Raw genomic sequence first — 13,209 nt, forward strand, 5'->3', positions numbered from 1 at the left:
TGCCTCCCGGCTGCGATTGTCGGCCGTCCGGGGCTCGCGGTCTCTGCCGCGGACCCAGGTCTCACGTGGAGCACGGATCGTGGCACATCGGATTCGGATCGGCACCCGCAAGAGCGCGATGGCGCTGGCACAGACGGAAGAGATTGCGCGCCGCCTGACCGCCGCCATGCCCGGTCTCGATGTCGAGATCGTCAAGTTCGACACGTCAGGCGATCTCGACCAGACCAGCAAGCTGCTGCCGCATGGCGGCAAGGGCGGCGCCTTCGTCGCGCAGATCCGCGCCGCGGTGCTGGCGGGCGAATTGCAGGCGGCGATGCATTCGCTAAAGGACATGCCGGGCAACGAGGACACACCGGGCCTCGTCATCGGCGCCACGCTGTCGCGCGATCCCGCGAGTGACGCGCTGGTGCTGCGCGACGGCGTGACGCTGGCGGCGCTGCGCCAGTCGCGCGGCAAGGGTTTTAAAGTTGGCACCAACGCCGTTCGCCGCGCCGCCTATGCGCGGCGGCTGTTTCCGGAAATCGAGGTCATCCATTTCCGCGGCGCGGCCGACACCCGCGTGCGAAAACTCGACAATGGCGAGATGCAGAAGCTGCCGGATGGCGGCGCGGTGGGGCCGGCGGACGCACTGATCATGGCGCGCTCGGGTCTCGACCGCGTGGGTCTGTCTCATCGCATCGCCTACGAATTCACCGCCGCCGAAATGCTGCCCGCGGCGGGGCAGGGCATCGTCGCGGTCGAATGCGCCGCGCAGGACTGGCAAACGCGAAAAATCCTGTCATCGATCGACGATCCATCGGCGCATGCCTGCGCCGATGCCGAGCGCGAAGTGCTGTGGGTGCTGAACGGTCACTGCAATTCGCCGGTGGCTGGCTTCTCGACCATATCAGGCGATCAGATGTTGCTCGCCGCGTCCGTGCTCGATCTCTCCGGCAACACCATCATCGAAGCCGCGCGCACCGGCCCCGCCAATCGCCCGCGTGAGCTCGGTCGTAGCGTCGGACTGGATCTGCTGGACAAGGGCGCCGCCGAGATCATCGAGCGCAGCCGGCCGCGGTAGGCCATGCCGCCGATCGACCAATCCTTGTTGCGCGCGGCAAAGGGCGCGCAACTGACCAGCGCGTCGACCGCGCAGTCTTCCCAGGACTTGAACGGCCCCCGGCCGGCCGGCACGCTCACCGATTTCCGATCCCAGCGATCGCGCTGCGCAAGGGGCCTATACCAGCTCTGTGAGCATTCCCGTTCGTGCACCACGGCGATGCACCGGCAGGGCACGCCGGTGCGCGCCGACACCGCCTGGTAGCGGGATTTGGCAAGCGCGCCGGCCAATCGATGTGCGACGGGTGCAAATTCCGGCGCGCGCGTCAGCTTCGCACGCGCAAAGCGGTTTGCGTTCGCCGCCCGCAGTGCGGTGAGATCAACCATTGAGCCACCCTTCTTATGCTTAGAAAAGCGATTGTCTGGCCGCCAAAGTCTGGAGCGTGCCAGTTCCTTTCAGGCCGACCTTGGTGAGGCAGATGTCCGCTAGATGCTGCGCGTCATGATCGGCGTGACCTGGTGAAACATCTTCCTGTGCCGTTGCCTCGTGCAGGTTGCGAGGTTAGTGTTTCGATATGAGTATCTTCCCGGGAATACAGGCGCTTAGAGCCATTGCAGCAACACTTGTGGTGTTCCAGCACGCAGCTTACATGGCGAGCCTTTCCGCCCCCCAGATCTCGATCAGCCCTGACTTTGGACGGGTCGGTGTGATTCTGTTCTTTGTCATCTCTGGCTTCGTCATCGCTCTTCAGCGCGCGAAACCTGTTCCGGAATTTGCGATTCAACGGGCGCTGCGGATTTACCCGGGCTATTGGCTCGCGCTCCTGATCGAAGCTTGCTTCTTCTTCGCAATCCATCGCGTCGTCGCCGCTACGCCAGCATCGGTGCTGCTCTATCCCGCAACGGCATCGAGTGACTTCACCTCTATCCCGTATTGGACCTTGGTGTTCGAGGTCGCCTTCTATGCAGTGGCAGCGATTACATTTGCTGCGCGACTTAGTGACCTGACACTAACTGTCCTCTGCGTTGCATGGATCGCAGCAATCCATCTCTTCTCTCACGATCCAGCGTCCGTTACGGAATACGGTTTTCCAGGGCTCTCACTCTTGTTGTCGGCCGTGGCGCAGAACTTTCCGATGGGAGTAATCTGCGCGATAAATTATCATCAACTGAGGCGGATCGGCCCGGTCCCGCTTCTGATCATTGGCGCCGTGGCTTTCGCAGCAAGCTTTCATCTGACCGAGCTCTCCCGCCCCCGTATTTTCTGCGTCGGACTATCGTCCTGCTGTGTCCTGCTAGCCTTCGCACATCTGAGAGCACCGCGCATTGTCATGGCGCTCGGCGACATATCCTACGGCATATATCTGATGCACTTCCCGGCAATGGTCTTTGCGGCGAGCTTCGTGACGTTGCCGCTCGCCGCAATGTTTTCCTGGGGAATGATCGCTTCCGCGTCATTTGGCCTGCTGGAGCACAAGCTGTACAATACGTTGAAGGCCGCAAGGAGCCGCCCCCAAAGCGCTGCAGGCCAGGTCTAGCCGGACAACTGCTATCCCTCACCTAACAGTGCAGCGGCAGCCGTCGAGCTCCCGGAGGTGGTGTAAGCTGCTGCCGTTGTCACACTCGATACGGTCAGTTGCCCCTCACACCGCCCACATCGTCATGGCCGCGCGTCTACCAGCCGTCATGCTCGAGCACTTCGAGGCCGGCGTCACGCAGCACGCCGGGCAGCCAGAGAAGCGAATAGGTCATCGGTCTCTTCCTTTTGAGGATATGGCAAAATTGCCGCGCGGAAGAACGAGCCGGGGCCCAGCTCTCGCCGGATTGCTCAATCGGCAACGAAGGTGGTATCCCCGCAATCTGCGAATCGCGCGATGCTATTCCTGCTTGGCGGTCTCCAGCTGAGCTTGCATATCAGCAAGCTGCGCGGCGAAGGTTGCGATCTTTTTGCCCAGGAGATCCGACACCTTAGCCGGATCGAGGACCTGAGGCAGTCCGTTCTTGGGATCTGCCTGCAAGGTCATGGTCGTTGGGATGATGCCATCGTGCGCCTGTTTTGCCCGACGCGTCAAACGTCGGTGCGGCAGGGGCTCCGCCCATGACGAGCGAAATTCTTCAATGATTTCTACTGTGCATGGGGTTGTTTTCGCGGTTTTGTTTCCGCCCCCCGAGGGGGCGGAATTTTTTTAGCCGCGCACGCGCTTCAGCATCTGCTCGACATGGGCGATCGGCGTCTCCGGCTGGATGCCGTGGCCGAGATTGAAGATGAAGCGCCCTTGCGCAAAATTCGCCAGCACATTGTCGACCGCGCGGTCGAGTGCCGCGCCGCCCGTGATCAGCACCAGCGGATCGAGATTGCCCTGCACCGCGACGCGGCTCTGCACGCGCTCGCGGATGAACGCCGGCTCGGCAGTCCAGTCGATGCTGACGGCGTTGACGCCGGTCGCCTCGACATAGCCAGGCAATTGCGCGCCGGCGCCGCGGGGGAAGCCGATGATCTTGGCACCCGGCACTTTTGCACGCACGCCTTCGACGATGCGACGCGTCGGCTCGACCGACCAGCGCGCGAACTCGGCCGGCGGCAGCACGCCGGCCCAGGTGTCGAAGATCTGCAAGGCGTTCGCGCCGGCTTCGAGTTGCGCCAGCAGATATTGAATCGAGTTCTCGACCAGCACGTCGATGATTTTCGCAAAGGCGTCCGGATGCCGGTAGGCCATCATCCGCGCCGGCGCCTGGTCGGGCGTGCCGTGGCCCGCGACCATATAGGTCGCAACCGTCCACGGCGCGCCGCAGAAGCCGATCAGCGCAATCTTCGGATCGAGCGCGCCACGCACGAGCTTGAGCGCCTCGAACACCGGTGTGAGCTTGCCGAAGTCGGCTTGCGTGGCGAGTGTGGCGACCTTGGCGGGATCATCCAGCGGCTCGAGCCGCGGACCTTCGCCGACCTCGAAGCGCACGGAGCGGCCGAGCGCGTAGGGGATCACCAGAATGTCGGAGAAGATGATCGCCGCATCGAAGCCGAACCGGCGGATCGGCTGCAGCGTCACTTCGGCGGCAAGTCCCGGATTGAAGCAGAGATCGAGGAAGCCGCCGGCCTTGGCGCGCACCTCGCGGTACTCCGGCAGATAGCGGCCGGCCTGCCGCATCATCCACATGGGCGGGACGGCTTGCGGCTTGCCGGAGAGCACGTCGATGAAGGGCTTTGTCGCTGACTGGGGCACGAACGTTCCTGACGCAGAGTTGAGGTTCCTGATACACCGCCGTGAGCGGAAGCGGAACAGGGGAACCAGCGCAATTGCGCCGCGTTGATCCCGCCAATGGAGGAGGAATTCCATGGCTCAGACATTCAATCCCGCGCCGCACGACAAGCACGCCGACAATCTGCGCGAGGCGCTCGCGGCCGACCGCCACGCCAAGCTCGATACCGGGTTGGAAGATAGCTTCCCCGCCTCCGATCCCGTGAGCGCCACGCAGCCGACGCCGTCCAAGGCCGATGCGGACGCCGACAATCCCTCGCTCTGGGCCAAGGTTAAGTCGATCTTCAGCTAGGGGCCGCCGGTTTCCGATAGGCTTGCTAAGACCTTGTTAGTGATCTGCGGAAGCCCCGGTCCGTAGGAGTACGGGAAAACCCGTAGATGAATGCGAATTCGCGCAGGCGCTTCAGGGTTCAATAAGAGAAGCGGCAGAGTTTCCCACTATTGGAGAATTCTGCCGCATGAACCTCGCCTCACAGAGAGCCGGATGGAGCCGCCTGCCGTTGCGCGCGGCGGCGTTCGTCGTGCTCACCTGCGTGGCGATCCTCGGCGTCAGCGGCTGGCGCGAATGGGCTGCGCGCGATCAGGTGCTCAAGGGCGCGGAAACCGAAATGGCGAACGTCGCCCGCTCGCTGACCCAGCATGCCGAGGACAGCCTCGATCTGCTCGACTCCGGCGTCGTCGGCGTCGTCAGCCGGCTGGAGATGGATGGCGCCGATCCCACCACGATCGCGAAACTGCGCAATCTCCTGGAGGCGCGCAAGAAGGCGATCGAGCGCGTTCACAGCCTCGCCATCATCGACGACCAGGGCAACTGGCTGACCTCGCCGGGCACGATCGCCTCGACACTCAGCGACGACGCGTTCTTCCGTCATCACCAGCTCTCGCCCAAGCGCGAGGCCTTCATCGGTCACCCCGTGAAGAGCCTGTTGGACGGCGAATGGGTCGTCACCCTGTCGCGCCGCTTCAACAAGCCGGACGGCAGCTTCGGCGGCGTGGTGCTCGCGGCCATCGGCTCAAAGTACCTGTCGCATTTCTACGAGCAGTTCGAGATCGGCCGCAACAGCTCCGTGACGCTGATGTACGGCGACGGGATGATCATCGCGCGCAACCCGAGCAACGAAAAACTCGTCGGCCGCAATGTCGGCGACACCCCCCTGTTCCGCGACGCCAGCCTGCAGCGGCCGTTTGGCGCCTATCATTTCACGTCGCCGCTGGACGGCGCCGAGCGCGTCAGCTTCTTCAAGCGCAGCGCCCGCTACCCGCTCGTGCTGCTCGCAACCGTCGACAGGGACGAGCTGCTCGCGCCGTGGCGGGCTGCTGCGATCTCCCGCATGCTGTACGTGGTCGCGCTGGTGATGCTGATCGCGGTGATCGGCGCGGTGCTGGTGCGTCAATTGCAACGCGGCCAGCGCATGGCGGCCGCCCTGATCGAGAAGGAGGCGCATTTCCGCCTGCTCGCCGAAGGCTCCAGCGACATGGTCACCCGCATCGGGCTCGACGAGCGGCTGCGCTACGTTTCGCCGTCGTCCAACCAAGTCGTCGGCTGGCGCCCCAATCAGCTGATCGGCACCGACGCGCTCGCTGGCATCCATCCGGAAGACCGGCCGCAGGTACAGGCCATCGTCGACGCCATGAAGCGCGGCGATACCGACGAGGCGCGCGTCACCTATCGCAACGTGCACCGGCAGAAGTCCGAGGTCTGGCTGGAATCGACCATGCGCGTGACGCGGAAGGACAACGGCAATGTCGAGGGCGTGGTCGCGATCTCGCGCGACATCTCCGAACAGAAGAAGCTGGAGACCCGGCTCGAGACGCTCGCGATCGAGGACAGCCTCACCGGGCTTGCCAACCGCCGCCGCTTCGATGACCGGTTGAAGGAAGAATGGGCGCGGGCCTATCGCGACCGCTCCAGCCTCGGCCTCTTGATGATCGACGTCGATCACTTCAAGGCCTACAACGACGAATACGGCCATCCCGCCGGCGACGCCTGCTTGCGCGTGGTCGCCAAGATCATCGCGACCGAGATGCAGCGGGTCGGCGATCTCGCGGCCCGCTACGGCGGCGAGGAATTCGCCATGCTGCTGCCGAACACCGATGCCGCCGGCTGCGCCCGGATCGGCGAGCGGATCCGCAGCGCCGTCCACGATGCAGGCCTCGTTCATGCCTCCAGTGGGGTGGCGCCCTGCGTCACCGTCTCGGTCGGCGGCGCGGCCTGCCGGCCCTCATTCGAGCGCACCGCGGGTGCGGGATCGCTGGTGGAGTCCGCCGACCGCGCGCTCTACGGCGCCAAGGCCGCCGGCCGCGATCGTCTGATGATGTCGGGCGAGGTCATGAGCCTGCTGAAGGCATCTGGTCAGTAGTATCACTCAATAATGCGGTGGGCGCTCATTGCCAGGGCCCGGCGCATTCGCCTCGGTCTCCTGCAGTCGCTCGTTGAGCTGCGCCAGCTGCCGCGTCAGCACATCGATCTGCTTCCACTGTGCGGTGATGGTCTGGTTCAGCGTCTCGATGGTGTCGTCCTGATAGGCAAGACGCGTCTCCAGCGTGTCGATGCGCTCGGCGAGCGTCTTGATGTCATTCGTCACGTGCGTGCTCCAATTCCTGTTCGCGCAGGCCTCGTTCGCGCAGGCCATGGCCAAGGGCGACGCGCTCGTCGAACACAAAACATTCGCCGCGCCAGCGGCTCTGCGCCTCCGGCACCTGCTCCAGATATTTCAGAATGCCGCCCTTGAGGTGGTAGACCTCGGCAAAGCCGCGCGCCAGCAGATGCGCGCTCGCCTTCTCGCAGCGGATGCCGCCGGTGCAGAACATCGCGATACGCCGGTGCTTGGCGGGGTCGAGCTTCTCGGCGGCGAACTCCTTGAACTGGCCAAAGCTCTTGATGTCAGGGTCGACCGCGCCCTCGAACGTCCCCATCGCCACCTCGAAGGCGTTGCGGGTGTCGAGCACCAGCGTGTCGGGCGAGGCGATCAGCGCGTTCCATTCGGCGGCCTCGACATAGGTGCCGACCTGCCGGGTCGGATCGGCGGCCGCATCGCCAAGCGTAACGATCTCCTTTTTCAGCCGCACCTTGAGCCGGCCGAACGGCATCGCCTCGGCAGTCGAGAACTTCAATTCGAGATTGTTGAGCCTGCCGCCGAACATCACGCCATGCGCGAGCTCGTGGGCGTAGGCGTCGATCGCATCCGGCGCGCCCGCGATCGTGCCGTTGATGCCCTCTTGGGCCAAGAGCACGCTCCCCTTCAGCGCCAGCCCAGCACAGAACGCGCGTAGCGGCTCGCGCAGCTCGCGGTAATGGGGCAGGGCGGCGAATTGGTAGAAGGCGCAGACCTTGTAAATCATGCGCCCGTTTAGCAGGCGGCCGGCGCCCGGAAAACCCGCAACCGACAGCTCTATTCCCAGCGAATGGCAGCCATTTCCCTGGTATGCCAGCATTGCCCGGGCGGCCCTGAATGTGTCATGAAGGCCCGGTTTTTCCGAGACGGGCGCAACACGCGCCCCAAGACTTCGCCTAGACGCCCCTGAGAGAGCAAAACTTCGATGAGAAACTTCCATTTCCCCGGCAGGTCCACGGTCCACGCCACCAACGCGATGGTCGCGACCTCGCATCCGCAGGCATCTCTTGCCGCGATCGAGGTGCTGCGCGAGGGCGGCACGGCGGTGGACGCGGCGGTGGCGGGGTCTGCCGTGCTCGGCGTGATCGAGCCGCAATCGACCGGCATCGGCGGCGATTGCTTTGCGCTGATCCAGCCGCGCGGCGAGGGCAAGATCATCGCCTATAACGGCTCCGGCCGGGCGCCGAAGGCGGCCAACGCCGACTGGTATCTCGAGCGCAAGATCAATTCCGTGCCGCTGACCTCGGCCCATGCGGTCTCGATCCCCGGCGTGATCGATGCGTTTGCGACCGTGCTGCGCGACCACGGCAAGTTCGGCTTCGACCGGCTGCTCCAGCCCGCGATCAAGGCGGCCGAGGAAGGCTACGTCGTCGCCCCCCGCATCGCCTTCGACTGGAAGAACCAGTTCGAAAAGCTGAAGGGCGGCACCAACACCGTGCGTTACCTGCTGCCAGGCGGCAAGCCGCCGGTGGCCGGCGACGTCATCCGCCAAGCCGAGCTCGGCAAGACGCTGCGCGCGATCGCCAAGGACGGCCGCGACGCCTTCTACAAGGGCGCGATCGCGGAGGACATGGTCGAGACCCTGCGCGGCATCGGCGGCCTGCACACGCTCGACGATTTCGCCGCGCACACCACCGAGACGACGACGCCGATCGGCACCATGTACAAGGGCTACGACGTCTGGCAGTGCCCCCCGAACGGTCCGGGCGTCACCGCGCTGCTGATGCTCAACATCCTGTCGCGCTTCGACCTGACGAAATACGCGCCGCTCAGCGTCGAGCGTTTCCATCTCGAAGCCGAAGCCGCGCGCATCGCCTACATGAACCGCGAGATGCATGTCGCCGACCCCGAGCACATGAAGATCGATGTCGCCGAGATGCTCGCGAAGGGGTTTGCCGACGAGTACATCAGCAAGATCCGCATGGACGGCATGCTTGACCTGCCGAACGTCGCGCCGCCGATGAATCCTTCGACCATCTACATCACGGTCGTGGACAAGGATCGCAACGTCTGCTCGTTCATCAATTCGATCGCGCATTCCTTCGGCTCGGCGATCGTCTCGAACAAGACCGGCGTGCTGTTGCAGAACCGCGCCGGAGGTTTCCGCATCCAGCCGGGTCATCCCAACTGCATCGCCGGCGGCAAGCGTCCGCTGCACACGATCATGCCGAGCCTGCTCACCAGGGGTGGCCGCTCGGTGATGCCGTTCGCGGTGATGGGCGGCCAGTATCAGCCAGTCGGCCAGACCCACATCGTGACCAACATCCTCGACTATGGTTGCGACGTGCAGGAAGCCATCGACATGCCGCGCGGCCTGCACTACGAGGGCCAGTACCAGCTCGAGGACAGCGTGCCGGCCGATATCGTCGAGGGCCTCAAGAAGCTCGGCCACAAGACCACCAGCGTGGTCGGCCCGCTCGGCGGTGCTCAGGCGATCTGGATCGACTGGGACAAGGGCACGCTTACCGGCGGTTCCGATCCGCGCAAGGACGGCTGCGCGCTCGGCTATTGATCGAAGCCCCGAGGGCTGGAAACGACCGCCGCATTGCGCTAGACACCTTCCGCCCCAAACGGAAGGTGTTCTATGCAGCGTTTTCAGCGCGCACTCCTCGCCATCATGTCGGCACTCGCGATCACCGTGATCGCGAGCGTGTCGACATTCGTCTCCACCACGGCATCGGCCCAGACCGCAGGAAAACCCATGACCACAGCTTCAGGCTTGCAGACTATCGACAGCCTCGTCGGCACCGGCGCTTCGCCGAAGCCCGGCCAGATTTGCGTGATGCATTACACCGGCTGGCTCTATGAGAATGGCCAGAAGGGCAAGAAGTTCGACTCGTCCGTCGATCGCAACGAGCCGTTCGAATTCCCGATCGGCAAGGGCCGCGTCATCGCCGGCTGGGACGAGGGCGTTGCCACGATGAAGGTTGGCGGCAAGCGCACGCTGATCATCCCGCCGCAGCTCGGTTACGGCGCCCGCGGCGCCGGCGGCGTGATCCCGCCGAACGCGACGCTGATGTTCGATGTGGAACTGCTCGCGGTGAAGTGAGCGGCAAACAAAAAGACCGGCCTTTCGGCCGGTCTTTTCATTTCTGTCTTGCGCGCGTTACTCCGCCGCGCGACGTGCCGCCGCAGCGGCGCGATCGATCGCTTCCTTTGCGGAATCCTTGGCGTCGCCCATGGCCTTCTGGCCCTTGCCCTTCACCTCCTGGACCGCGCCTTCGCCCTGCAGGCGCTCGGAACCGGTGGCTTCACCGATGCCCTGCTTGGCCTTGCCGATGGCTTCGTTGGTGGTGCCCTTGATCTTGTCGCTCGTGCTACCCATGAAACTCTCCTTCCGGTTTGCTCGCCGGGACAACACCTGACGCGTGCGAGCGTTCCTATTTTGGTATGGCTTGATGTCGCGGCTTTGGTTAGTTTGCCGCGCACGGAACCAACAGAAAGCAAGTCCCATGACCGGCCATGACCATTCGCATTCGCACCATGACCACGATCATCACGATGACCGCTGGAAACATGACGGCGTGCGGGTCATTCCCGGCAACCAGCTCGATACCAACGTGCCGTCGACGGCCGGCATGGATCGCGCGGCCGCGATCAATTTCGCGCGCGTCGGCGCACAGAAATTGTGGGCGGGTACGGTCAGCATCAAGCCGGATGCGAAGACCGGCGCGCATCATCACGGCCATCTCGAAAGCGTCATCTATGTGGTGAAGGGCAAGGCGCGGATGCGCTGGGGCGAGAGCCTGCAATTCACTGCCGAGGCCGGACCCGGCGATTTCATTTTCGTGCCGCCTTACGTTCCGCATCAGGAGATCAACGCCAGCCGCGACGAGGTGCTTGAATGCGTGCTGGTGCGCAGCGACGGCGAGGCGGTCGCGATCAATCTCGACATCGAGCCGGTCGAGAAGCCCGAGACCGTGCTGTGGATCGATCCGGTCCATCGGGATCCGAACGAGAAGAAGTAAGGCTGAAGACCGCGCGGGGTTCGGTGCGACAGAACCCCGCAGGTCATAGGGCACAAAATATTTCGGAAGCCATGTCGGATGGCGGCCCAGCCATCCGTCCTTGGGCAGAACCCGCCCAAGGAGCTTCCGATGCCCAGGATGATTTTCCTCAATCTGCCGGTGACCGATCTCAAGCGTGCGACCGCCTTTTACGAGGCGATCGGCGCCACCAGGAACCCGCAATTCAGCGACGACACGGCGAGCTGCATGGTCATTTCCGAGACCATCTACGTCATGCTGACGACCCACGACAAATTTCGTCATTTCACGCCGAAGCCGATCGCCGATGCGAAGACCTCGAACCAGGCGCTGTTCTGCCTGTCCGCCGACAGCCGCAACGAGGTCGACGATATCGTCGGCAAGGCCGCGGCGGCGGGCGGGGTGGCCGATCCCAGCCCAATTGACGAGTACGATTTCATGTACGGGCGCAGCTTCGAAGATCCGGATGGTCACATGTGGGGCGTGAACTGGCTGGACATGGCAGCGGTCCCCCCGAAGCCCGCCATGGCCAACGCGTGATTGAAAGCTGAAGAGGAGCATTCGCAATGTCCAAGCTCGTGCCCTGCATGTGGTTCAACGGCGATGCCGAGGAAGCCGCGAAGTTCTACGTCTCGCTGGTGCCGAACTCGGCGATCACGCACGTTCAGCAGAACGTTTCGGACGGCCCGTCCGGCAAGACAGGCTCTGTTCTGGTCGTCGAGTTCACGGTGGCCGGGCAGCCGCTGGTCGCGCTCAACGGCGGCATGAAGATGGAGTACACGCACGCGATCTCGTTGATGATCCATTGCGATGACCAGGCTCAGGTCGACAGCGTCTGGAATGCGTTCCTCGCCCATGGCGGCAAGGAAGAGCAGTGCGGCTGGCTGAGGGATCGCTGGGGCGTGTCCTGGCAGGTGGTGCCGAAGGTGATGTTCGACTTCCTGTCGAGCCCCGACAAAGCCGCCGCCGCACGCGCGATGCAGGCCATGATGAAGATGGTGAAGCTGGATGTGGAGGTCTTGCGGCGTGCGTTCGAGGGCAAGTCGGCGGCGTGAGGCCTACACAGGTGCCGGGTGGGCAAAGGCGCGACAGCGCCGTGCCCACCGTCTGTTGCAGTTGAGAGAGGTGGTGGGCACGCTTTCCGCTTTGCCCACCCTACGAGACCGTGCTCGGCGTTAGTAATTAATCCTCAGTCCCACGCCGCCATGAATGGTGTTGCCGACCGGCTGCGGGCCGAGCGTGCCGTTGGCGAAGAGGTCCACGATCCAGCCCTTCTGCACGCGGAAGCCGAGGCGGCCGCCATATTCGAACCAGCCCTGGTTGCCCATCGTCGGCACCACCATGCCGTCGCCGGTCACGGTCGCGACGATGCCGCTGTGGCTGGCGAACGACTGCACCCAGCCGCCATTGACGTTGGTCTCGATGTTGCCGGCGAAGAGATGGGTCCACTGGCCGCCGATCTTGACGAGGCTGGTGCGGTCGGTGCCGGTCGCAATGCTGGCGTCGAACGGATTGAACGCGACCGTGTTGTCCGCATAGCCCGATACGCGCTGCCAGAGCTGCCAGACCTCGACGGAGGCCGCGACCTCGTCGCGCGGTGACACTCGGCTCATCCAGCCGGCGCGACCATAGACCGCGTAGTTCGCGGCGTTGGTCGAGCTCGTCACGCTCACCGGGCCGAGGCTGGTGTTGTAGCTGCGGGTGTAGCGCGCCTTCTCCCACGGCGTCAGGATCGTGCCGACGTCGAAGAATGGACGCGACGAGCCCCAATCGGTGAAATCATAGCGCAGCGCGAAGGCGCCGATCGGTGCGCTGGTGATGTTGTAGCCGCCCTCGCTGTATTGCGTGTAGGCCAGGCCGGCGAGCAGCGACAGATTAGGCGTCAGCTCCTTGCGGCCGTGGATGCCGGCCGAGAATGAGCCGGCGGAGCCGAACGCGCTGACGCAGTCGCTGCAATTGACCTGTTCGTTGACGCCGAGCAGCACCGTACCGAGCACCCGGTTGGTGATCATCTGGTTGAAGCGCTGGTTGGCGAGGCCACCGATCGAGTTTCCGCTCGAATCCGAGCCGGTCGGCGTCGGGTTCGGCGATGGAGACGGGCTGGGTGCCGGCGATGGAGACGGAGACGGACTTGGCGCGGGGGAGGGCGAGTATGTGGGCGATGGGTAGGGTCGCGGCTCGCTGCAATCGAACTCGCAGGTGGACTGCGCAGCGGCCGGCCGGACGTCGAGTGCAAACGCGAACAGTGCAAGCAAGGCGGTTGCGCTCAACGCGCGCGCCAGCACAAGCCTCGTGAAGCCGAGCTGCGCCATC

General features: G+C 64.3%; 16 protein-coding genes. 10 read left to right on the forward strand and 6 right to left on the reverse strand.

From position 1 onward, the window contains the following. Positions 1-79 precede the first annotated feature (79 nt). From hemC to V1280_RS38395, 3 genes are all read left to right on the forward strand, one after another. Positions 80-1,060, forward strand: a complete 981-nt coding sequence (gene hemC / locus V1280_RS38385; RefSeq protein ID WP_334535798.1) for a hydroxymethylbilane synthase — start codon at positions 80-82, stop codon at positions 1,058-1,060. 3 nt (positions 1,061-1,063) lie between these two features. Beyond that, a complete protein-coding gene (locus V1280_RS38390; protein WP_334535799.1) occupies positions 1,064-1,303 on the forward strand; it encodes a hypothetical protein in 240 nt (79 codons plus the stop codon). 310 nt (positions 1,304-1,613) lie between these two features. Beyond that, positions 1,614-2,576, forward strand: coding sequence for an acyltransferase family protein (locus tag V1280_RS38395; RefSeq protein WP_334535800.1), 963 nt, complete (start codon positions 1,614-1,616; stop codon positions 2,574-2,576). A 339-nt stretch (positions 2,577-2,915) separates the two neighbouring features. Here V1280_RS38395 and V1280_RS38400 read toward each other — a convergent pair whose 3' ends face one another. Together V1280_RS38400 and hemE are read right to left on the reverse strand one after the other, a co-directional pair. Further along, entirely contained in the window at positions 2,916-3,110 is a 195-nt protein-coding gene (locus V1280_RS38400) for a hypothetical protein (protein ID WP_334535801.1), read from the reverse strand. A gap of 114 nt (positions 3,111-3,224) precedes the next feature. Continuing rightward, positions 3,225-4,259: a uroporphyrinogen decarboxylase gene (gene hemE / locus V1280_RS38405; RefSeq protein WP_334535802.1), complete on the reverse strand. Its 1,035-nt coding sequence runs from the start codon at positions 4,257-4,259 to the stop codon at positions 3,225-3,227. A 112-nt stretch (positions 4,260-4,371) separates the two neighbouring features. Here hemE and V1280_RS38410 point away from each other — a divergent pair, with 112 nt between their 5' ends. Both V1280_RS38410 and V1280_RS38415 read left to right on the forward strand, forming a co-directional pair. Continuing rightward, positions 4,372-4,587: a hypothetical protein gene (locus V1280_RS38410; protein WP_334535803.1), complete on the forward strand. Its 216-nt coding sequence runs from the start codon at positions 4,372-4,374 to the stop codon at positions 4,585-4,587. A gap of 166 nt (positions 4,588-4,753) precedes the next feature. Beyond that, positions 4,754-6,655: a diguanylate cyclase gene (locus V1280_RS38415; protein ID WP_334535804.1), complete on the forward strand. Its 1,902-nt coding sequence runs from the start codon at positions 4,754-4,756 to the stop codon at positions 6,653-6,655. A 6-nt stretch (positions 6,656-6,661) separates the two neighbouring features. On the opposite strand, the gene V1280_RS38420 is transcribed toward V1280_RS38415, so the two are convergent. Together V1280_RS38420 and trhO are read right to left on the reverse strand one after the other, a co-directional pair. Continuing rightward, on the reverse strand, positions 6,662-6,880 hold the full coding sequence (locus tag V1280_RS38420) for a SlyX family protein (RefSeq protein WP_334535805.1): 219 nt from the start codon (positions 6,878-6,880) through the stop codon (positions 6,662-6,664). Continuing rightward, positions 6,870-7,637: an oxygen-dependent tRNA uridine(34) hydroxylase TrhO gene (trhO, locus tag V1280_RS38425; RefSeq protein WP_334538513.1), complete on the reverse strand. Its 768-nt coding sequence runs from the start codon at positions 7,635-7,637 to the stop codon at positions 6,870-6,872. Before trhO ends, V1280_RS38420 begins: the two co-directional genes overlap by 11 nt. A gap of 198 nt (positions 7,638-7,835) precedes the next feature. Here trhO and ggt point away from each other — a divergent pair, with 198 nt between their 5' ends. Together ggt and V1280_RS38435 are read left to right on the forward strand one after the other, a co-directional pair. Further along, complete coding sequence (ggt, locus tag V1280_RS38430; protein ID WP_334535806.1) at positions 7,836-9,422, forward strand: gamma-glutamyltransferase; 1,587 nt, start codon at positions 7,836-7,838, stop codon at positions 9,420-9,422. Between the two features lie 72 nt (positions 9,423-9,494). Beyond that, a complete protein-coding gene (locus V1280_RS38435) occupies positions 9,495-9,959 on the forward strand; it encodes an FKBP-type peptidyl-prolyl cis-trans isomerase (protein ID WP_334535807.1) in 465 nt (154 codons plus the stop codon). Positions 9,960-10,016: 57 nt separating this feature from the next. Here V1280_RS38435 and V1280_RS38440 read toward each other — a convergent pair whose 3' ends face one another. Next, positions 10,017-10,235 (reverse strand): CsbD family protein, encoded by a 219-nt coding sequence (locus V1280_RS38440; RefSeq protein ID WP_334535808.1) that lies wholly within the window; start codon positions 10,233-10,235, stop codon positions 10,017-10,019. 127 nt (positions 10,236-10,362) lie between these two features. On the opposite strand from V1280_RS38440, the gene V1280_RS38445 reads away from it, so the two are divergent. From V1280_RS38445 to V1280_RS38455, 3 genes are all read left to right on the forward strand, one after another. Then, positions 10,363-10,878: a cupin domain-containing protein gene (locus V1280_RS38445; protein ID WP_234681915.1), complete on the forward strand. Its 516-nt coding sequence runs from the start codon at positions 10,363-10,365 to the stop codon at positions 10,876-10,878. A gap of 129 nt (positions 10,879-11,007) precedes the next feature. Beyond that, a complete protein-coding gene (locus tag V1280_RS38450) occupies positions 11,008-11,436 on the forward strand; it encodes a VOC family protein (RefSeq protein WP_334535809.1) in 429 nt (142 codons plus the stop codon). Between the two features lie 26 nt (positions 11,437-11,462). Continuing rightward, on the forward strand, positions 11,463-11,951 hold the full coding sequence (locus tag V1280_RS38455) for a VOC family protein (protein WP_334535810.1): 489 nt from the start codon (positions 11,463-11,465) through the stop codon (positions 11,949-11,951). Positions 11,952-12,071: 120 nt separating this feature from the next. Here V1280_RS38455 and V1280_RS38460 read toward each other — a convergent pair whose 3' ends face one another. Continuing rightward, positions 12,072-13,208: a hypothetical protein gene (locus tag V1280_RS38460; protein WP_334535811.1), complete on the reverse strand. Its 1,137-nt coding sequence runs from the start codon at positions 13,206-13,208 to the stop codon at positions 12,072-12,074. Position 13,209: the final 1 nt, after the last annotated feature.

Origin of the sequence: Bradyrhizobium sp. AZCC 2230 (genome assembly GCF_036924495.1) — a bacterium.
Taxonomy (GTDB): domain Bacteria; phylum Pseudomonadota; class Alphaproteobacteria; order Rhizobiales; family Xanthobacteraceae; genus Bradyrhizobium; species Bradyrhizobium rifense.

Excerpts from the sequence above, each read along its gene's own strand:
- V1280_RS38390 (WP_334535799.1), top strand. The coding sequence starts at position 1,064 with ATGCCGCCGATCGACCAATCCTTGTTGCGCGCGGCAAAGGGCGCGCAA.
- V1280_RS38395 (WP_334535800.1), top strand. The coding sequence starts at position 1,614 with ATGAGTATCTTCCCGGGAATACAGGCGCTTAGAGCCATTGCAGCAACA.
- V1280_RS38410 (WP_334535803.1), top strand. The coding sequence starts at position 4,372 with ATGGCTCAGACATTCAATCCCGCGCCGCACGACAAGCACGCCGACAAT.
- V1280_RS38415 (WP_334535804.1), top strand. The coding sequence starts at position 4,754 with ATGAACCTCGCCTCACAGAGAGCCGGATGGAGCCGCCTGCCGTTGCGC.
- trhO (WP_334538513.1), bottom strand. The coding sequence starts at position 7,637 with ATGATTTACAAGGTCTGCGCCTTCTACCAATTCGCCGCCCTGCCCCAT.
- ggt (WP_334535806.1), top strand. The coding sequence starts at position 7,836 with ATGAGAAACTTCCATTTCCCCGGCAGGTCCACGGTCCACGCCACCAAC.
- V1280_RS38435 (WP_334535807.1), top strand. The coding sequence starts at position 9,495 with ATGCAGCGTTTTCAGCGCGCACTCCTCGCCATCATGTCGGCACTCGCG.
- V1280_RS38440 (WP_334535808.1), bottom strand. The coding sequence starts at position 10,235 with ATGGGTAGCACGAGCGACAAGATCAAGGGCACCACCAACGAAGCCATC.
- V1280_RS38445 (WP_234681915.1), top strand. The coding sequence starts at position 10,363 with ATGACCGGCCATGACCATTCGCATTCGCACCATGACCACGATCATCAC.
- V1280_RS38450 (WP_334535809.1), top strand. The coding sequence starts at position 11,008 with ATGCCCAGGATGATTTTCCTCAATCTGCCGGTGACCGATCTCAAGCGT.
- V1280_RS38455 (WP_334535810.1), top strand. The coding sequence starts at position 11,463 with ATGTCCAAGCTCGTGCCCTGCATGTGGTTCAACGGCGATGCCGAGGAA.
- V1280_RS38460 (WP_334535811.1), bottom strand. The coding sequence starts at position 13,208 with ATGGCGCAGCTCGGCTTCACGAGGCTTGTGCTGGCGCGCGCGTTGAGC.